Raw genomic sequence first — 19382 nt, forward strand, 5'->3', positions numbered from 1 at the left:
CGGGTTCCTCAGATAAAGTCACGAACGTCGGTCAGCTTGCCGGTCAGGGCAGCCGCCGCGGCCATCGCCGGGCTGACAAGGTGGGTGCGGCCTTTGTAACCCTGCCGCCCCTCGAAGTTCCGGTTCGAGGTGGACGCGCAGCGCTCTTCCTCGGCCAGCTGGTCGGGGTTCATCGCAAGGCACATCGAGCAACCCGCCAGGCGCCAATCAAAGCCTGCGTCCTTGAAGATGTCGGCCAGACCTTCTTCTTCCGCTTGCGCGCGCACAAGGCCGGACCCCGGCACGATCATCGCGCGCAGCCCGTCTTTGACCTTTTTGCCCTTCACGATTTCAGCGACGGCGCGCAGGTCTTCGATGCGCCCGTTGGTGCAGGACCCGATAAAGACGGTATCGATCTCGATATCCGTCAGTTTCTGGCCGGGCGTCAGGCCCATGTATTCGATGGCACGTTTGGCGGCTTCGACTTTGCCGCCGGTGAAATCGTCGGGGCTGGGTACGGTTGCTGAAATTGGCAATACGTCCTCGGGCGAGGTGCCCCAAGTCACGACTGGTTCGATCTCTTCGCCCTTCAGGGTGATGACCTTATCGAAATGCGCGTCGTCGTCGGAATAGAGAGTCTTCCACCATTCAAGCGCCTGTTCCCACTGGCCTGCTTTCGGCGCGTGGGGGCGGCCTTTGACGTATTCAAACGTGGTCTCGTCAGGTGCGATCAGGCCAGCGCGGGCGCCGCCTTCGATGGCCATGTTGCAGACCGTCATGCGGCCTTCCATCGACAGATCGCGGATCGCTTCACCGCAATATTCGATGACATAGCCGGTGCCGCCTGCGGTGCCGGTCTTGCCAATCACGGCAAGGGTGATGTCCTTGGCGGTCACACCGGGCTTCAACTTGCCGGTGATCTCGACCTTCATGTTCTTCGATTTCTTCTGGATCAGCGTCTGGGTGGCCAGAACGTGTTCGACCTCGGACGTGCCGATGCCATGCGCCAGCGCGCCAAACGCGCCGTGGGTGGCGGTGTGGCTGTCGCCGCACACAACGGTCATGCCGGGCAGGGTCCAGCCTTGTTCGGGCCCGACGATATGCACGATGCCTTGCCGCACATCATCCACAGGGTAATAGTGGATGCCGAAATCCTTGGCGTTCTTGTCCAGCGCCTCGACTTGAATGCGGCTTTCTTCGTTCTCGATCCCTTTGGCACGGTCCAGCGTGGTGGGCACGTTGTGGTCCGGCACCGCGATGGTTTTGTCGGGTGCGTGAACCTCACGGCCCGCCATACGCAACCCTTCGAAGGCTTGCGGGCTGGTCACTTCGTGCACCAGATGGCGGTCGATATACAAAAGGCAGGTGCCGTCATCGGCTTCGTGGGCCACATGTGCGTCCCAGATCTTGTCATAGAGTGTCTTCGGGGCGGTCATTTGCGCTCTCCGTGGATGGTCATGGGTGGGTATCAGATGTCGAAAGGGTGCCCGCCTTAAAGGCAGGCTAGAACAGTCAGCGTCGCGCCAAAAAAGCGCCAAGGCAGGCGCGCGCGGTCATCCATGTCGAAAATCCGAGTCATGCAGACGGGATACTCCTTTGCTGTCACTGGGGCAAGAGCGCAGCGGCACTGGCGGCATTGTGGCTCTGGACCTGCGGGAAAGCGCGTGTAAAACTCGGCGCATGGAGCCAGAAAGCACGCCGGATGCCGGCACCACCCCCAATAATGCCACCGGATCGGAAAACCTGCCGGATCTTGCCAGCGAAACGTTCACCAGTTTGCGTGACCAGTTAGAGCCGCTGTGGAACGACGGTGCGGCCTTTATACTTAGCCTTGGGCAAACCTGGCGTCTGTATCAGGTTGCAATCATTTTCGCGATTGCCGTTCTGGCATGGGTGATCGGCAAAATGGTGGATCCCAAGATCCATGACTGGCTGCGCACGCGCGAGGGCTGGTCAAAGCGACGGCTTCGCTTTGCCATCCACCTGCGCCGCCGCGTGCCGATGATCCTGTTCGTATTGCTGGCATGGCTCGTGACCTCGGTGATGCGTGAAATGACGTGGCCGTCCCGATCGTATCTGATCGCGGCGGTGGGAACCCTTGCTACGGCTTGGGTGTTCGTCGGACTTGCCTCGGTTGTTGTCGAGAACCGAACGCTGCGACGCACGACCAAATGGGGCATGTGGATCTATGTCACGCTTTACTATCTTGGGGTGACAGAAGAAATCGGCGAGGTCTTGGACAACCTCGCAATTTCGACGGGCACTTTCCGCATTTCGCTTCTGGATGTGATCAGCGCGGTGGTCGTCACCGCTGCCTTGTTCGCCCTTGCCCGCATGTTCAGCCGCGCTTCGGCCGAGAAAGTGCGAAATAACGAAGATATCTCGCCGTCGATGCAGGTGCTGACGGTGAAGTTTATTCAGTTGCTGCTGTATGGCGCGGCGTTCTTCCTTGGCCTTAAGGTGATCGGCGTGGACCTGACCGGGCTGGCGGTGTTGTCCGGTGCCATCGGTGTCGGTCTTGGTTTCGGTTTGCAAAAGGTGGTGTCGAACCTCGTGTCCGGTGTCATCATCCTGTTGGATAAATCGATCAAACCCGGTGACGTCATCAGTCTGGGCGAAACCTTCGGTTGGATCCAACAATTGGGTGCGCGCTATGTGTCCGTTGTCACGCGGGATGGCCGGGAATACCTGATCCCGAACGAGGACCTGATCACCGGGCAGGTGGTGAACTGGTCACATACGAATTCATTCGTGCGGCTGGATATCTATTTCGGGACAGCCTATGGCGACGACCCACACAAGGTGCGCAAGATCGCAATCAGCGCCGCGGCCAGCGTTGAACGCGTTCTCAGCTTTCGCCCGCCCGTGTGTCACATCGTCGGCTTTGGCGATAGTTCGGTCGATTATATCCTGCGCTTCTGGATTGATGACCCAACCGGCGGGCTGACGAACATTCGCGGTAATGTCTATCTGGCGCTTTGGGATGCCTTTGCGGAAAACGACATATCAATACCGTTCCCGCAACGCGAAGTGCGGCTGTTGGAGGATGCAAACGACGGGACTGCCAAAGCCGGGGCGTGACCAATTTGCCCCCAGTTTTTTGCCACGTTCTTGACTGTCATTGAGGTCACCCCCAAGTGGTGCTACGATTCTTATGTGCCCAGCGCCGGGGCCGATCGGCGCGATTTGATAGGAGGACAATGTCCTGTCTCCGCAAACAGAGGTCGCAAACGATGCGACCGCAGGGAAACCCGCAATGACGGCAACCCCGAAAAACAGCGTCAGCGACGATATTCTGTCGCGCGTGCTCAGCTCTCTGGAAGATGACAAGGCCGAAGAAGTGGTCACGATTGATTTGCGCGGCAAATCAGAGATGGCGGATCACATGGTGATCTGTTCTGGCCGCTCGACCCGCCAGGTTGCCGCGATTTCCGAGAAACTGACCGACAAGCTCAAGCAAGAAATGGGTGTCTTCAGCAAAGTTGAAGGCAAGGATCAGGGCGATTGGGTTCTGATCGACACAGGCGATGTGATCGTGCACGTGTTCCGCCCGGAAGTTCGCGAGTTCTATCAGCTTGAGAAGATGTGGATGGAGCCCGGCGCACCGGGTGCTTCCGTCTGATTTGTAGGGCCGCACAGGCATGAAAGTTCATATCTGTGCTGTTGGTCGCCTGCGGGCGGGCCCCGAGCGTGCGCTGTTCGATGATTATGTAACCCGATTTGACCGGTCCGGGCGCGCGTTGGGCTTGGGCCCGATCCACCTTCACGAAGTCGAGGACAAGAAGGGTGGCGGCATGCCTGCCGAGGCTGCCCTTTTGGGTCGTGTCATTCCTGATGGGGCGCTGCTGTGCATTTTGGATGAACGCGGCAAGCTTATGTCGTCCCCGAATTTTGCGCGCCAGTTGAGCGGTTGGCGTGACGATGGGCGCGGCGACGTGGCCTTTGTGATCGGCGGCGCGGACGGGATTGACCCCAGCCTGCGCGCCAAGGCGGATGCCAGCCTGTCCTTCGGCAAGATGGTTTGGCCGCATATGCTGGTGCGAGTGATGCTCAGCGAACAGCTCTATCGGGCGGCGTCGATCTTGGCGGGAAGCCCGTATCACCGGGTCTGACCGTGGTCCCGTCGCTTGCGCAATGCGCCTGCGATCAATACATACGAAGGCAAACAGCCCAAGGACCATCCCATGACCATTCCAAAGCCCGTCGTTCTGTGTATCCTCGACGGCTGGGGTTTGCGCGACGCGCGTGAAAACAACGCGCCAGTTCTGGCGAACACACCGAACTTTGACCGGCTCATGGCGACCTGCCCGAACAACACGCTGATCACCCATGGTCCTGATGTCGGATTGCCGACGGGGCAAATGGGCAATTCGGAAGTGGGGCATACCAACATTGGCGCAGGTCGCGTTGTGGCTATGGATCTGGGGCAGATTGACCTTGCGATTGAGGATGGCTCATTCTTCCAGAACGCAGCGCTGGGCGACTTTATCGCAGCACTCAAGAACAGTGGCGGGACCGCCCATCTGGCGGGGCTGACCAGCCCCGGTGGGGTGCACAGCCATCAAGATCATATCGTCGCGGCCGCCAAGGCTCTTACCGCCGCTGGTGTGCCGGTGGCGATCCACGCCATCACGGATGGCCGCGATGTGCCCCCGCAATCCGCGCGTGATCAACTCGCCGCATTCGAGGCAGCACTTCCCGAAGGTGCGCGGGTCGTCACCGTGACCGGGCGGTATTTCGCTATGGACCGTGACAACCGTTGGGACCGCGTCAAGCGTGCCTATGACGCGATGGTCAAAGGTCAGGGCGAAGCGGGTGCAACGGCGGATGCGATCGTTGCAGCCGCATATGCCGAGCACGAAACCGACGAGTTTATCCAACCGGCAGTCATCGACGGCTACGCAGGCATGCAGGATGGCGACGGGGTGTTTTTCATCAACTTCCGCGCAGACCGCGCGCGCGAGATCCTGCGCGCAATCGGTGAGCCGGGGTTTGCCGAATTCGACACTGCACCGCGCCCAAAGTTTGCCGCCCTGCTGGGCATGGTTGAATACTCCGATGGTCACAATGCCTACATGACCACCTGCTTTCCCAAGCGCGACATCGTCAACACGCTCGCGGAATGGGTCGCAAAACACGGAAAAACCCAGTTTCACGCGGCTGAAACCGAGAAATATCCCCATGTCACCTTTTTCCTGAACGGGGGCAAAGAAGACCCGGTCGATGGTGAAGTTCGCTATATGGCGGCCAGCCCGAAAGTCGCGACCTATGATTTGCAACCCGAGATGTCGGCGGCAGAAGTGACCGATCATTTCGTGGGGGCAATTCAGGATCAGTTTGACCTGATCGTCACCAATTACGCGAACCCGGACATGGTGGGTCACACCGGCGATCTGGCGGCAGCCATGGCCGCTTGCGAAGCCGTCGACGAAGGTCTTGGGCGCGTTATGTCGGCCCTTGAACAGGTTGGCGGTGCAATGATCGTCACCGCCGATCACGGAAACTGCGAAACCATGGTGGATCCAATTACCGGCGGACCTCATACAGCGCATACAACCAACCCTGTGCCGGTCATTTTGTTCGGAGGCCCTGAGGGTGTCGCTCTGGCGCATGGTCGTTTGGCCGATCTTGCACCAACCCTTTTGGAGCTGATGCAGATCGAAAAACCCGTTGAAATGACGGGTGAGAGCTTGATCCGCCGGTGACGCGCAAGGGTCACATCCTGTCCGCTCTTGTGGCGGCGTTTGTTTTGGCTGCGATGCCTAGCGGGCTGGCCTATGGCCAAGCGGACCCGGCCCAAGCGGCCCGCGCGGCGATGCTGGCTTTGGACAAGGCCACGCTGGCTCTGGCAGAGGCGCAGAAATCCAACGACCGCATCTCGGCATTGACGCAGACCGTGCAGGCCTATGAAGAAGGTCTGTCCGCCCTGCGCAACGAACTGCGCCGTGCAAGCCTTCGCGAAGCCACCATTCAAGGGGCGCTGGATGCGGAAAGCGAACGGCTGGCGCGCCTGCTTGGTGTCTTGCAAACGATCGAACGCGCCCCAGAACCTGCTTTGCTGATCCACCCTTCAGGGCCGCTGGGCACGGCGCGGTCCGGCATGATCCTGTCCGAGGTCGTCCCGGCGCTTCAGGCGCAGGCAGAAAAACTGCGCCGCGGGTTGGAAGAGCTGACAGCGTTGCGCGCGCTTCAGGAGCGAGCGGTGGACACGCTGAAAACGGGGCTGAGCGGGGTGCAGGATGCACGGTTCGAACTGAGCCTTGCCGTGGCGCGCCGCACTGAATTGCCACGTCGTTTCGTGGCGGACGAGGCTCGAATGCAGGCACTTGTCGAAAGCGCGGATACGCTGGCAAGCTTCGCAGATAGTCTGATGGCGGCCCCAGAGGCACAGGCTGGTCCGTCGGTGACCGACGATTTCCTGTCGGTGCAAGGGCGACTGGACATGCCGGTTCTGGGCCAGATTATCCGTCGCTTTGAGGATGTAGACGCTGCCGGGGTGCGTCGTCCGGGTTATGTTGTCGCGACCCGCCCGCTGTCGATTGTCACCGCGCCCTGGCCCGCCACGATCCGATATCTTGGACCGTTGCTTGACTATGGCAACGTCGCGATCATCGAACCCGGCGACGGCTATCTGATTGTGCTGGCCGGGCTGGGTCAGCTCTATGGCGAGGTTGGCGAAGTTCTGCCCAAAGGCGCGCCCATTGGCTTGATGGGCGGCGCTGAAACCAGCAACGATCAAGCGTTTTTGATCGCTGTTGAGGAAGGAACTGGCGCAGAGCGGTCGGAAACGCTTTATATAGAAATCAGAAAGAACGGAACGCCCGTGGATCCCAGCGACTGGTTCGCGGCAGGCAAGGATAGAAACTGATGAAGAAATTCGTGATGGCTGCCCTTGGTGGCACGCTGGCCGGTGCGATAATGACAACGCAGGTGGCTGGCCCCCTTGTGGCGCAAGATGCCAACAATAACGCGAGCGTCTACGAGCAACTCGATCTTTTCGGCGATATCTTCGAACGGATTCGCGCCCAGTATGTTGAAGAGGTCGAAGCCGGCGACCTGATCGAGGCTGCAATCGACGGGATGCTCAGCTCTCTCGACCCGCATTCGAGCTATTTGTCGCCCAAGGATGCGTCCGACATGCGTGTGCAAACGCGCGGATCGTTCGGCGGGCTTGGGATTGAAGTGACGCAGGAAGAAGGTTTCGTTCGTGTGGTTTCGCCGATGGATGGCACACCGGCTGACGATGCTGGCATGGAGTCGGGCGATTACATTACACATGTGGATGGTGAAAGCCTGATGGGGCTGACGCTTGATGATGCGGTGAACAGGCTGCGCGGCCCGGTCGGGTCCGAAATCATCATCACGGTTGTGCGCGAAGGCGTGGACGAGCCGTTTGATGTCTCCATCATCCGCGACACGATCAAGCTGACCGCCGCAACTGCGCGCGCGGTGGGCAATACCGTTGTCCTGCGTGTCACGACGTTCAATGACCAGACCTATTCGAATATGGCAGATGGGCTGAAGCGCGAGGTTGAGGCGCTGGGCGGCATGGACAATGTCGAAGGCATCGTGCTTGACCTGCGCAACAATCCCGGCGGCTTGTTGAACCAAGCCATCGCGGTCTCTGACGCCTTCCTTGAAAGCGGCGAGATCGTTTCAACGCGTGGCCGCGACCCCGGTGAAAGCGATCGCGTAAATGCCGAACCCGGTGATATTGCCGAAGCCAAGCCGATGGTTGTATTGATCAATGGCGGGTCCGCCTCTGCCTCCGAAATCGTTGCAGGTGCCCTGCAAGATCATCACCGCGCGATCGTCGTTGGCACCAAGAGTTTCGGAAAGGGATCGGTGCAGACGGTTATGCCGCTGGCCTCGGACGGGGCAATGCGGTTGACAACGGCGCGGTATTACACGCCCTCAGGCCGGTCTATTCAGGCGCTCGGTGTTTCGCCCGATATTGTGGTGCAGCAACCTCCGAGCATCCCCGAGGCCGAGAACGAAGAGGAAGAAACCCGCCGTCAGCGCACCGAGGCCGACCTGCGCGGTAGCTTGAACAATGACAGCCTGTCCGAGGACGAACAGCGTCAGATCGAAGAAGAACGCGAAGCCGCCGAAGAGGCTGCAGATCTGCGCGATGATGATTTCCAGCTGTCCTATGCGGTCGACCTGATCAAAGGTCTGTCCAAGATTGCCTTGGCGCAATAAGTGGATAATTCGCGTAAGGAAGGGGCCGCCTGACTGGGTGGCCCTTTCGCCGCGCCTTGCCATTCAAGGCGGCAGATGTCGCAACTCCGTTGCTATGAAAAGCAGAGGCCAGGATGACGCCAGAAGACATTGAAAAACTGCCCTACCGCCCCTGTGTCGGCATCATGCTGGCGAACGAGGCGGGTAAAATTTTTGTTGGGGAACGTATCGACGCCCCCAAGCTTGGCACCCGGACCGCATGGCAAATGCCCCAAGGTGGTGTCGACAGCGGCGAAGATCCGCGTGCGGCCGCCCTGCGCGAACTATGGGAAGAAACCGGCGTGACGCAGGATCTGGTCTCGGTCGAGGCGGAACTGCCCGAATGGCTGCCGTATGATCTGCCACATGACGTGGTCCCGCGCATCTGGAAAGGCCAGTTTCGCGGCCAGATGCAGCGGTGGTTCCTGATGCGCTTTCACGGCGATGACGCACAAGTAAACATTGAAACAGATCACCCCGAATTCAGTCGCTGGGCTTGGATGGACCCGAACGAAGTGGCGGACAAGATCGTGCCGTTCAAACGTGAAATCTATGCGCGAGTCCTCTCGGGTTTTCGGGACCACCTGTGATGCGGGGGGTGTTGGCACTGTTGTTTATCCTGGCGCCTGTGCCCGCGATTGCTTTGTCCTGCATGCCCTATAATGCGGTATCTGCCTATCAGATGGCAGATGGGTCACCCGATGATTATGTGGTCGTTCTGGGCGACCTGACCTTTGGTGAAAGTGGCCTGCCGAAGGTGGATTGGCAGCATCAAGAGGACGTTAAGCCTGACAATTTTCTAACTGGTCACATCACGGGCAAAAGCCTGACGAAAGACGGGTTCACCAACGGCTTTGATCAACCGGTCAAAATCAATGTGCAGTGCGCTGGGCCGTGGTGCGCGGGCCTGTCTCAGGGACAGCATTTGATGTTTCTCAAGCGCGACGGCGAACGCTACTTGCTTGAAGTCGACCCGTGCGGCGGATTTGCCTTTGGTGACCCTGACGCCGCAACCTTGCAAAAAATCAAAGCTTGCTTCAGGGGCGAGCGCTGCGAGGCTGACCTGCCGCGCTACTAGTGCGAAAAACACGCGCTTTCGCCCTTCGCAAACGCCCAAATGCCGCTATAACGGCGCCAGACACTCAAGCCGGAGGCCCCGCATGTCCTTTGACCGTTCGATCAAAATCGCCCCGTCCATTCTGTCCGCCGATTTCGCGAATTTCGGACAGGAAATTCAGGCCATCGAAGCCCAAGGCGCGGATTGGGTGCATGTGGACGTGATGGACGGGCATTTCGTGCCCAACCTGACCTTCGGACCGCCCGCCGTGAAAGCCTTCCGCCCGCATGTGAAAACCTTCATGGACGTGCATTTGATGATCGCACCGGTCGATCCCTATATCGAGGCCTACGCCGAGGCTGGTGCCGATATGATCACCGCACATGTCGAGGCTGGACCGCACATCCACCGCACGCTTCAAGCCATAAGGGCGCAAGGCGTGAAGGCTGGTGTATCGCTCAATCCCGGCACACCACTGGACAGCATTGAACATGTCATGGACCTTGTCGATATGGTGCTGCTCATGACCGTGAATCCCGGCTTCGGTGGCCAGAAATTCATCCACTCGGGGGTCGAGAAAACGCGCCGCCTGCGTCAGATGATTGGTGACCGGCCAATTCACATCCAGATCGACGGCGGCGTCACGACCGAAACGGCACCTTTGGTGGCCGAAGCTGGCGCAGATGTATTGGTCGCCGGATCTGCTGTGTTCAAAGGTGGATCTGTCGCGAAGCCTGACGTTTACGGCGACAATATTCGCGCGATCCGGGCCGCTGCCGAAGCGGGGCGTTAAACGCTGGCATTACACATGCGAATGAGTCTATGTTTTCTGAGCCAAAGACAGGGAGGCAATCGCATGATCCGTTTCACCACCGCAATTCTGGCCCTTCTCGCAAGCCCAGCCCTTGCCGACGAAGACATCCCCGACCAGTATCCAGGGTCAGCGCTGTATGAAAAACCGGTCGAGGTGATCCCCGACGTCTGGACCGCCATCGGAGCTACAGCGCCGCCGTCCTATGAAAACACCGGCCATAACAACAACCTGAGCTTCATCGTCACCGGCGATGGTGTCATTGTTGTGAACGCCGGTGCGAACTTCAAGCTGGCCGAAGCTCTGCACGCCGAGATCAAGGCCGTCACGGATCAACCCGTCAAGCTGGTGATCAACGAAAACGGCCAAGGCCACGCAATGCTGGGCAACAATTACTGGATTGCACAGGGGGTCGAGGTGCTGGCCCATGTCGATGCGGCAGAAGAGTTTGAAGAATATGGCGCTCAGATCTTCGAAGGCATGAAACGCTATGCTCGTGAAAACTGGGAAGGCACCGAACCGATGGGGCCGACCACTACGTTCGAGGACAAGCATGTCATCGATATGGGGTCAAAGCATATCGAGGTCTTGCACTCCGGCCCGGCCCACAGCCCCGGCGACATTCAGGTTTGGTTGCCCGAAGACAGCCTGATGATCGCGGGTGACATGGCGTTTCACAATCGCATTCCGCCCATCTTCGAAGACACCTGCACCAGCTGTTGGATCGAGACATGGGAAACTGTCTTTGCCCCGATTGGCGCGACCTATGTGATCCCCGGCCACGGCTACCCCACCAACATGGCGCAGGTCGAAGCGCATACGATCGGGTATCTGAAGCATCTGCGCGGCGAAATTGGCAAGCTTCTGGAAGACGGCGGAACCTTGGAAGAGGCGTATTACGTCGATCAATCTCCCTTCGCCCATCACGACACATTCGAAGAGCTTGCGACAAAGAATGCGGGGCAGGTCTATGCTGAAATGGAATTCGAATAGGCCGCAGTGATCAACCGGTTTTGGATCGCAACCTGTCCAGCACTTCACCAGATGCAAATCCGTCGGGCACAAGCTTGGACCGGGTTTGATAGGCCCGAAGCGCGGATTGCGTATTCGGGCCGCTGAACCCATCTGCACCGAGGGTGTCAAAGCCCAAGGCTGTCAACCGCTCCTGAAGTTCGCGCATACCTTCGCGGCCAAGGACGACAAGGTCTTTCGGGCACTGCCTTTTCAGGCGTTTGCCTCCCTGCACCCTTTCGGCCAGGTATCCAGATGCAATGCCATAGGCTTCGGCGCGATTATACGTCAGTAGCACGTTGAAGTTCTCGAACGTCATGAAGGCTGGACCGGTTGCGCCAGAGGGCACGATCACCGAACAGCGACCATAGTCAGGGATTGGTGCCCCATCAGCTGCGACAACGCCCATCGCGGTCCAGTCGCCAACTGTGCGGGTCGTCGCGCGCCCAGTCAGGGCAAAGTCGAAATCTGCTGGCAAGGCGACTTCGATGCGGCAGGGGCGGCTGACCTTCCAGCCATGCTGGGCCAGATAGTTGGCGATCGAGGCGAGCCCGTCGGTAGGGTCCGTGCCCCAGATATCGCGACGTCCGTCGCCGTCGTGGTCAACCGCGTATTTCTGAAAGCTGGACGGCATGAATTGACCATGGCCCATTGCGCCTGCCCATGACCCTTTCATCGCCGACGGTGCGATATCGCCGCTTTCGATGATCTGCAATGCGGCGATCAATTCGGCTTCGAAGAAGTCAGACCGGTGGCCGGAATGGGCCAATGTCGCCAAGGCTGACAAAACGGACCAATCACCGCGGGTCTGGCCGTAATTCGTCTCGATGCCCCAGATGGCCACGATGACCTGCACATCGACCTTGTAGGTGGTCGCGATGTCGTTCAGCAAATCCCTGTGCGCCTTGAAGCGCGCGCGCCCTTTGCGCACGCGTGCTTCGGGAACGGCGCGTTCTAAGTAGTCGCAAATCGTCAGCGTAAACTCTGCCTGCGCCGATTGTTTTTCCAACACCCGTGGATCGGCTTGCAAATAGCCGCCACACAGCTTGAGCGTGCGCGGGGAAATACCCGCCTCGGCTGCGCGTTCTTCAAACGAAGAACGCCAAACGTTGAAATCCTGTTCCAACTCTGCACTGTTACGGACCAACTCACACCTCTAAAACATTTAAACGGGTCCCTTATGAACGAGACCTTTTGACCTTCTTTTTCAATTTCGCTGATTTCCGCTTCGCGTTCATGGGCTTCCGCGCCGCAGGTTTCCCCCTTTGGCGCCCTCGACTTTTCGGAAGTTTGCGCCCTTCGATGTCGAGCAGTTCAAGCGCAAGACCACCTGTCGTCGGAATGGCCTCGGCCAGCCGGACCGTGACCCGCTGACCCAGCCCAATGACCAGTCCAGTGCGTTCGCCGATCAGCTTCTGTTCCTCGGCGTCATGGCGGAAATATTCGTTGCCCAGCGTGCTGATCGGCACCAGTCCGTCAGCGCCCGTTTCATCCAGCTTCACGAACAGCCCAAAGCGCGCGATGCCCGACACGCGACCGGAAAACTCATTGCCCACCCGTTCAGACAGGAATGCGGCCAGATAGCGGTCATTGGTATCGCGTTCAGCCGCCATTGATCGGCGTTCCGTTTCCGAAATGTGCTGGGCCGTTGCCTCTAGCCGTTCGATATCCTCGGGGCTAAGGCCATCGTCGCCCCATCCGTGACCGGACACCAGCGCGCGATGAACGATCAAGTCGGAATACCGTCGGATGGGCGAGGTGAAGTGCGCATAGGATTGCAGCGCCAACCCGAAATGTCCATAGTTTTCAGGATAGTAGTAAGCTTGCGCCATCGAACGCAGCGTTGATAGGTTGACCAATTCGTCAAACTCGGTGTCCTGCGCCTGCGCCAGTAGATTGTTCAGATGGCGGGTTTTCAAAACCTGCCCCTTTGCCAAGGTGAAGCCCGAGGCCTGGGCAACTTCTCGCAGGGCTTCCAGCTTCTCAGGGCTGGGTTCTTCGTGCACACGGAACAGAAGCGGGCGCCTGAGCCGTGTCAGTTCTTCTGCGGCGGCGACATTGGCAAGGATCATGAATTCTTCGATCAGCCGATGCGCATCGAACCGTTCGGCAAAAGCGACTGAGGTGACCTTGCCATCGTCATCCAGAATGATTTTTCGTTCCGGCAGGTCCAAATCAAGTGGTTGGCGCGCGGCGCGGGCCGTTTTGGTTGCATGGTAGGCTTCGAAAAGCGGCGTGATCACCTCGTCCATCAAGGGGGCACATTTTTCGTTCGGTTGGCCGTCGCGGGCCGCTTGCACCTCGGCGTAGTTCAACGAGGCGTGGGATTTCATCAATCCCCGAATGAAGCTGTGGCTGATCTTGTTGCCCTGCGCGTCCAGCACCATACGCACAGCGATACAGGCGCGCGGCACGCCTTCGTGCAGGCTGCACAGATCGCCGGACAGGCGGTCTGGCAGCATTGGCACCACGCGGTCAGGGAAATAGGTCGAGTTGCCCCGCCGCCGCGCTTCATGATCCAGCGCTGATCCGGGCGTCACATAATGCGCGACATCGGCAATGGCGACCCAAACAACATGGCCGCCAGTGTTCTTCGGATTGTCATCTGCGTGCGCATAACATGCGTCATCGTGATCGCGCGCATCGGCCGGGTCGATGGTGATGAGCGGAAGGTGACGAAGATCTTCACGCCCATTCAAACCGGCTGGTTTCCAGCTGTCGGCCTCGGCGATTACATTGTCGGGAAAGGCATCGGGGATGCCGTGTTGATGGATTGCGATCAGGCTGACGGCTCGCGGCGCAGTTGGGTCACCAAGGCGCGCCACGATGCGTGCCCTTGGCAGCCCCATGCGCGCCTTTGGCCCGGATTGTTGCGCCTCGACCAATTCGCCGTCCTTTGCGCCTTCGTCAGCACCGGCGTCGACCATCCACTCCTTGTCTTGGCCCTTGTCGATGGGCACGACACGGCCACCTTCCGACCCTTTTCGAAAAATCCCGAGGATGCGGATCGGATTGGTGCCGATACGACGGATCAGGCGCGCCTCGTAGCCGTAGGGTTCGTCTTGCACCTCGGTCATCCGCGCCAGAATGCGTTCGCCGGGTTTCAGCGCGGGATCAGACCCTTTCAAAAGCAACAATGCGCGCGGTGGGGCGCCCGTGCCTTCCCATTCCAGCGGGGTCGCAAAAAGATCGCCGTCCGTGTCCGGGTCATCGACCCGCAAGACGGCAACAGGCGGTAACTTGTCCGCATCGCGATAGGTCTTTTTGCGCTTGGCCAAATGCCCCTCGGCCTCAAGTTCGCGCAAGATACGTTTGAGATCGATCCGCCCAGCCCCCCTGATCCCGAAGGCACGCGCGATGTCGCGTTTGCCGGTTTGGGTCGGGTTCTCGGAGATCCAGTGCAGGATCTCTTTTTTCGAGGGCAATTGGCTCATGCGAAATAGTCCTGAATGATGCGGGAATAAATGGATTTAAGCTGGGCAATTTGGGACACATCAACGCATTCATCGACCTGATGCATGGTTTTGCCAACCAGACCGAATTCAACCACGGGGCAGATGTTCTTGACGAACCGCGCGTCCGAGGTTCCGCCGGTGGTCGAGGCTTCGGGCCGTTGTCCGGTTTCGGCCTCGACCGCTGAGGCGACCAGATCAGACAGCGGGCCGGGTGGCGTGATGAAGCTTTCGCCTGACACGGTCACGCGCATCTCGATATCCACACCCGTGGCCTTGCTGACGCGCGCGACCTGATCGTCCAGCCAGCGGGTCAGACTGTCCGAGCTGTGGGCGTCATTAAAGCGGATGTTCGCGGTGGCGTGGCATTCTGCCGGGATGACATTGGTCGCCGGGTTGCCTGTGTCGAATGTGGTGACGGCCAAGGTGGAAGCGTCGAAATGGTCTGTGCCTTGGTCCAGTTCATGCGCCGCAAGTTCAGTGATCAGCTGCGCAAGGGCCGGAACCGGGTTCAAGGCGCGGTGCGGATAGGCGGAATGACCCTGAACACCGCGCGCAGTGAAATAGGCCGTCATTGAACCGCGTCGCCCGATCTTCATCATTTCGCCCATGGTGTTGGGGCAGGTGGGTTCGCCGACGATGCAAGCGTCCATGCTTTCCCCGGCGTTGGCCATCCAGTCCAGGATCGCGATGGTGCCATCAGTGGCGTCACCTTCTTCGTCGCCGGTGATGGTCAGGACCAGTGACACGCCTTTGGGCGCGTTCGCGACGAAATCGATCGCGGCTGCGACCCATGCGGCGACACCGGATTTCATGTCGGTCGTCCCGCGACCAAACATGAAACCATCTTGGATCGTGGCGCCGAACGGATCATAGGTCCAGGCATCAGCGTCACCAACCGGCACGACATCGGTATGCCCGTTGAACCCAAGCGTTGGCGCGTCTTTTTCGCCCCAGCGGGCAAACAAGTTCGCAATGCCGCCACGGTCTATGCGCGTGCAGTCAAACCCTGCGTTTGTCAGCAAATCTTCGAGAAGCACCAGCGCGCCACCTTCGTTTGGTGTGACCGACGCGCATTTCACAAGCCGCGCGGTCAGAGCGATCGGATCAGTTGGATCAAACGGGGGATTAGGCATCACTTCGGGCTCCTTTGAAACCTCTGTAATGCCTCGCGAAGGGTACTGCAAATGTGGCTTCAAGGCGACAGATTGCGCATGCACGACGCAAAAGTCACCAATGTATTAACAGCCGGGATATTTTCAGCCATATTAAGCCAAAAGAGCGACCTGAGGCAGGGTTGGCGAACCGTTTGCACGCGAAAACGCGGCCGGTTCCATTGAAGCAGTTTCCGCATATGGGGCAAGTCCTTGCCCTGTTTCGCGATCCGCTCTGCCTTTGGATTGGAGGCAGACGTGGCGACCGCAACAGAGCTATCTATCAACACCAACGCGAACGCCATCACCATGGCGCAGGAAATCTTTGGCGACGGGGTCACGGTTGTCGACGCTTCCTATTCCGGCGACAACCAAAGCTCGGCCACCTATTCAGGCGGTGACAATACGTCGCCCGGTGTCATGCCTGCTGACAGCGGCGTGATCCTGTCAACCGGTCGCGCGTCCGATTTCACCAATGGCAATGGCGGGTCGAACACCAACGTTCGTAACAACACCTCGACCAACACAGATGGCGTGGATCGGGACGACGATTTTGACGACCTTGCCGGTGCGCGCACCTTTGATGCGTCGTTTCTGGAGGTCGACTTCATCCCCGACCCCGGCGTCACCTACGTATCGATGCAGTTCGTTTTCTCGTCCGAGGAATATCCGGAATTCACCAACTCGGTCTACAACGACGTGGTGGGTGTCTGGATCAACGGACAAGAAGTCGAGATGACAATCGGCAGTTCCAGTGTCGGAAACGTCAACAACTCAGACAACTCGAACCTATACGTCGATAATACCGGCGACCAATACAACACCGAGATGGACGGCTTCACCCTGACCATGTCGGTCAAGATCCCAGTCATTGCGGGACAGGTGAATACCATCAAGGTTGGCGTCGCAGACGTGTCCGATAACGCGTATGATTCAAACCTGTTGATTGCGGGCGACAGCATCCAGTCGGACGTTCTGGCCTTTGATGATGACTACAACGTCTATCCCAACGGCACCAAAACCGTTGACGTTCTGGCCAATGATACGGTCGCCAATGGCGGCACGCTTGAAATCACCCACATCAACGGCATCCCCGTCAGCGCGGGCGACACCGTCACCCTGAACACCGGGCAATCGATTACGTTGAACGCTGACGGCACGTTGACCTTGGTCGGTGACGGCGACACGGAAGAGGTCAGCTTTACCTATAAGGTCGAAGACACCGTATCGGGTGAAAGCGATACGGCGATGGTCAGCCTGTCCTCCATTCCATGCTTTGTGGCAGGCACGATGATTGCAACACCCGACGGGCAGGTGCCGGTTGAAAGCCTTTTGCCGGGCGATATGGTGCTGACAGTCGACAATGGGCCGCAACCTATGCGCTGGATCGGGCGCCGCCGAGTTGATGCCGTGGACAGGTTTGCGCCAATCCGCATCAGCGCCGACACCTTTGGCGAACACGACACGCTGCTTGTCTCACCACAGCATCGGGTGTTGATCCGCGACGCCTTGGCCGAGCTTTTGTTCGGCGAAGGCGAGGTTCTGGTGGCAGCAAAAGACCTTGTGAATGACAAGTCCGTGCGCCGGATCGAGGGGGGCACGGTCGAATATGTCCATATCCTGTTTGACACCCATCAGGTGGTCTTTTCGCAAGGGCTGGCCACGGAAAGTTTTCTGCCGGGACCGCAAACATCGAAAATCTTCGAGCAGGACATCGTAGATGAAATATATAGCCTGTTTCCGGAAATCGACCCGGCCACAGGCGGGGGGTATTCTGCCGCCGCACGTCGCACCCTGAAAGCGCACGAAGCACGGGTGCTGATGTCACGCTCGGCCGTGGCCTGAGGCACTTGGATCGGGGGGTGGCTCTGGACCTTGCAAGGCTACCGTCTTAACCTGCCGCAACTGGTCGCGGCATCGGCAATAGGAATCCCATGAAAAAACTCCTGTATCTCTTGATCATTCTTCCTCTGTCGGCCTGTTTCGATGCCGATCTGTCGCTGACGGTTCATGACAGTGAAACGGCGACTATGTCGGCCAACATGACCATGGGGCCAGAGCTTATTCAGATGATAGCCTCAAGCGGGCAGGATCCCTGCGAAGACGGCGTTGGCGTCCAGAACGCGGATGGATCGTATAGCTGTCTGGTCGAGGAAACCGATACAATCGACAACCTGATCGCCAAGATCGAGGAAGAAGAGGCCAATGCAGGTGCGGCCGGCAGCGTCAATCCGAACACCGGTGTGACCATCGAACGGATGGAGGGTGGCTTGATCCGCCTGTCTTTCGATCTTCTCGAAATCAAGAGAAACGCGAGCGAGACAGGCATGGACCCCGCGATGCTGGGCGCGTTCCAGAGCGCGATGACCGGACATGGTATTCAGATGTCGATCAGGGCGAAGGAAATCATTTCGACCAACGGCTCTTTGTCCGAAGATGGCACGGTCGCGATGTTCGGCATCCCGCTGCCGGCCCTTCTGGACCCTGCGGCACAGCTGCCAGACTCGTTTGAAACTGTGGTGCGGCCTGACTGAACCGCCGTCTGGTCAGGACAAAAGCGTTTCGATCACACCCGGCAGATCTGCAGGTGTTTCGACCATTGCATCCGCATCCGACAGATCATCCGACCCGCCGTAGCCCCAGGTTACGCCGACAAACTTCATGTCCACCGCGCGCGCGGCGTTCAGGTCGTAATGGCGGTCCCCCACCATCACGCAGCCACCCGGGTCGGTTGACGTGTAGGCAAGCGCGTGGCGCAAAAGATCGCCCTTGTCGTTGCGCGTGCCGTCAAGCTCTGGCCCGAACTCGTGCGTCATATGCTGCGCCAGCCCGAAATGGGCGGTGATCTTACGGGCATATGCATGGGGTTTGGCTGTCGCGATATGCATCACATGCCGGGATTTGATGGTGCTCAGCGCCTCGGGGATGCCGTCGAACACGGTGCAGTCATACATGCCGCCTTCGTCTTCATAAAACGCCCGATAATGATCCAGCGCGGCCTGGGGGTTGGCCACGCCGAGCTTCTCAAAGCTCCACAGAAGGGCAGGGCCGATCACCCATTCCAGATCATCGGGGTGCGGGGCGTCTAGACCAAGAGCCTCTAGCGCTTTAACGACGCTGCCGGTGATTCCGGGCTTGGGGTCGGTGAGCGTGCCATCAAGATCCCAAAAAACGGTGCCCATCAGGTGTCCTCGTCGAAGAACGGTGTCATCTGCGCGACTATCACGCTGTTTTCTTTCAGCGCGCGTCCCATCAAGGTGCGTTCGTCACCGGGAATGTCATGCCCTTCGGCCAGACGTTCATCAAGGCTGCCATAGCCGTTCACATCCAACGGGGCCAAATCGGCTTGCTTCAGGATTGCAACGGTTTCGCGCACAGCTTCGGCTTCGTCCACGCCCGAGGCATAACAGACCAGCGCCGCGCCGGTCGCGCCGTCGGGCAGGCCGTCGCCGTCCTTGCGGCCGACCTGAACCAGCAGGGTGTAAACCTGATGGGGCTTTTTCGGTTTTTTCTCTTTTTCCATGCGGTGGGCTTAGGCCGCATCCGCGCTGGGATCAAGCCCGCCGTGTCACACCGCGAAGGTGCAGGCGGTTGGTGCTGTTTGGCTGCGGGTCTGGGCCGCTTCGGCGGCAAAACCGACCGCAATCAGGCTGCTGAGTAGAAGTAGACGTATCATGTGATCCTCCCATCGTTTGAGG

At 59.0% G+C, this 19382-nt stretch carries 18 protein-coding genes; 12 read left to right on the forward strand and 6 right to left on the reverse strand.

Annotation, left to right across the window (positions count from 1 at the left end; all coding sequences use genetic code 11):
* Positions 1–8 precede the first annotated feature (8 nt).
* Entirely contained in the window at positions 9–1415 is a 1407-nt protein-coding gene (leuC, locus tag Q0864_RS07200; protein ID WP_298567306.1) for a 3-isopropylmalate dehydratase large subunit, read from the reverse strand.
* A gap of 160 nt (positions 1416–1575) precedes the next feature.
* Between leuC and Q0864_RS07205 the strand changes: the two genes are divergently transcribed.
* From Q0864_RS07205 to Q0864_RS07250, 10 genes are all read left to right on the forward strand, one after another.
* Positions 1576–3060 carry a mechanosensitive ion channel domain-containing protein gene (locus Q0864_RS07205; protein WP_298567309.1) on the forward strand — a complete coding sequence of 495 codons (1485 nt, stop codon included), beginning with the start codon at positions 1576–1578 and terminating at the stop codon, positions 3058–3060.
* Positions 3061–3235: 175 nt separating this feature from the next.
* Positions 3236–3601: a ribosome silencing factor gene (rsfS, locus tag Q0864_RS07210; protein WP_298567311.1), complete on the forward strand. Its 366-nt coding sequence runs from the start codon at positions 3236–3238 to the stop codon at positions 3599–3601.
* Between the two features lie 19 nt (positions 3602–3620).
* A complete protein-coding gene (gene rlmH, locus Q0864_RS07215) occupies positions 3621–4091 on the forward strand; it encodes a 23S rRNA (pseudouridine(1915)-N(3))-methyltransferase RlmH (RefSeq protein ID WP_298567315.1) in 471 nt (156 codons plus the stop codon).
* 72 nt (positions 4092–4163) lie between these two features.
* Entirely contained in the window at positions 4164–5684 is a 1521-nt protein-coding gene (gpmI, locus tag Q0864_RS07220; RefSeq protein ID WP_298567318.1) for a 2,3-bisphosphoglycerate-independent phosphoglycerate mutase, read from the forward strand.
* Positions 5685–5698: 14 nt separating this feature from the next.
* Positions 5699–6847: a peptidoglycan DD-metalloendopeptidase family protein gene (locus Q0864_RS07225; protein ID WP_298567578.1), complete on the forward strand. Its 1149-nt coding sequence runs from the start codon at positions 5699–5701 to the stop codon at positions 6845–6847.
* Positions 6847–8181 (forward strand): S41 family peptidase, encoded by a 1335-nt coding sequence (locus tag Q0864_RS07230; RefSeq protein ID WP_298567321.1) that lies wholly within the window; start codon positions 6847–6849, stop codon positions 8179–8181. The genes Q0864_RS07225 and Q0864_RS07230 overlap by 1 nt, the downstream gene beginning before the upstream one ends.
* Positions 8182–8294: 113 nt before the next feature.
* The gene (locus Q0864_RS07235) at positions 8295–8789 is read left to right on the forward strand and encodes an RNA pyrophosphohydrolase (protein ID WP_298567324.1); all 495 of its coding nucleotides are present in this window, start codon (positions 8295–8297) and stop codon (positions 8787–8789) included.
* Positions 8789–9277, forward strand: a complete 489-nt coding sequence (locus Q0864_RS07240; RefSeq protein ID WP_298567326.1) for a hypothetical protein — start codon at positions 8789–8791, stop codon at positions 9275–9277. The genes Q0864_RS07235 and Q0864_RS07240 overlap by 1 nt, the downstream gene beginning before the upstream one ends.
* 82 nt (positions 9278–9359) lie before the next feature.
* On the forward strand, positions 9360–10049 hold the full coding sequence (gene rpe / locus Q0864_RS07245; RefSeq protein WP_298567329.1) for a ribulose-phosphate 3-epimerase: 690 nt from the start codon (positions 9360–9362) through the stop codon (positions 10047–10049).
* A 63-nt stretch (positions 10050–10112) separates the two neighbouring features.
* Positions 10113–11060: an MBL fold metallo-hydrolase gene (locus tag Q0864_RS07250; protein WP_298567331.1), complete on the forward strand. Its 948-nt coding sequence runs from the start codon at positions 10113–10115 to the stop codon at positions 11058–11060.
* 10 nt (positions 11061–11070) lie between these two features.
* Here the strand turns inward: Q0864_RS07250 and Q0864_RS07255 are convergent, their stop codons facing one another.
* Genes Q0864_RS07255 through dapE form a run of 3 tightly spaced genes read right to left on the reverse strand, consistent with a single transcriptional unit; the run spans position 11071 to position 15666 of the window.
* Positions 11071–12225: a lytic murein transglycosylase gene (locus Q0864_RS07255; protein ID WP_298567332.1), complete on the reverse strand. Its 1155-nt coding sequence runs from the start codon at positions 12223–12225 to the stop codon at positions 11071–11073.
* A gap of 31 nt (positions 12226–12256) precedes the next feature.
* On the reverse strand, positions 12257–14512 hold the full coding sequence (gene rnr / locus Q0864_RS07260; RefSeq protein WP_298567334.1) for a ribonuclease R: 2256 nt from the start codon (positions 14510–14512) through the stop codon (positions 12257–12259).
* Complete coding sequence (gene dapE, locus Q0864_RS07265) at positions 14509–15666, reverse strand: succinyl-diaminopimelate desuccinylase (protein WP_298567336.1); 1158 nt, start codon at positions 15664–15666, stop codon at positions 14509–14511. Before dapE ends, rnr begins: the two co-directional genes overlap by 4 nt.
* 276 nt (positions 15667–15942) lie before the next feature.
* Here dapE and Q0864_RS07270 point away from each other — a divergent pair, with 276 nt between their 5' ends.
* Positions 15943–17529, forward strand: coding sequence for a Hint domain-containing protein (locus Q0864_RS07270; protein ID WP_363317608.1), 1587 nt, complete (start codon positions 15943–15945; stop codon positions 17527–17529).
* 89 nt (positions 17530–17618) lie between these two features.
* Positions 17619–18218: a hypothetical protein gene (locus Q0864_RS07275; RefSeq protein WP_298567339.1), complete on the forward strand. Its 600-nt coding sequence runs from the start codon at positions 17619–17621 to the stop codon at positions 18216–18218.
* Positions 18219–18230: 12 nt separating this feature from the next.
* Here Q0864_RS07275 and Q0864_RS07280 read toward each other — a convergent pair whose 3' ends face one another.
* Complete coding sequence (locus Q0864_RS07280) at positions 18231–18866, reverse strand: HAD hydrolase-like protein (RefSeq protein ID WP_298567342.1); 636 nt, start codon at positions 18864–18866, stop codon at positions 18231–18233.
* On the reverse strand, positions 18866–19207 hold the full coding sequence (locus Q0864_RS07285; RefSeq protein WP_298567345.1) for a hypothetical protein: 342 nt from the start codon (positions 19205–19207) through the stop codon (positions 18866–18868). Before Q0864_RS07285 ends, Q0864_RS07280 begins: the two co-directional genes overlap by 1 nt.
* Positions 19208–19382 lie beyond the last annotated feature (175 nt).

The organism is uncultured Aliiroseovarius sp. (assembly GCF_947497285.1).
Taxonomy (GTDB): Bacteria; Pseudomonadota; Alphaproteobacteria; order Rhodobacterales; family Rhodobacteraceae; genus Aliiroseovarius.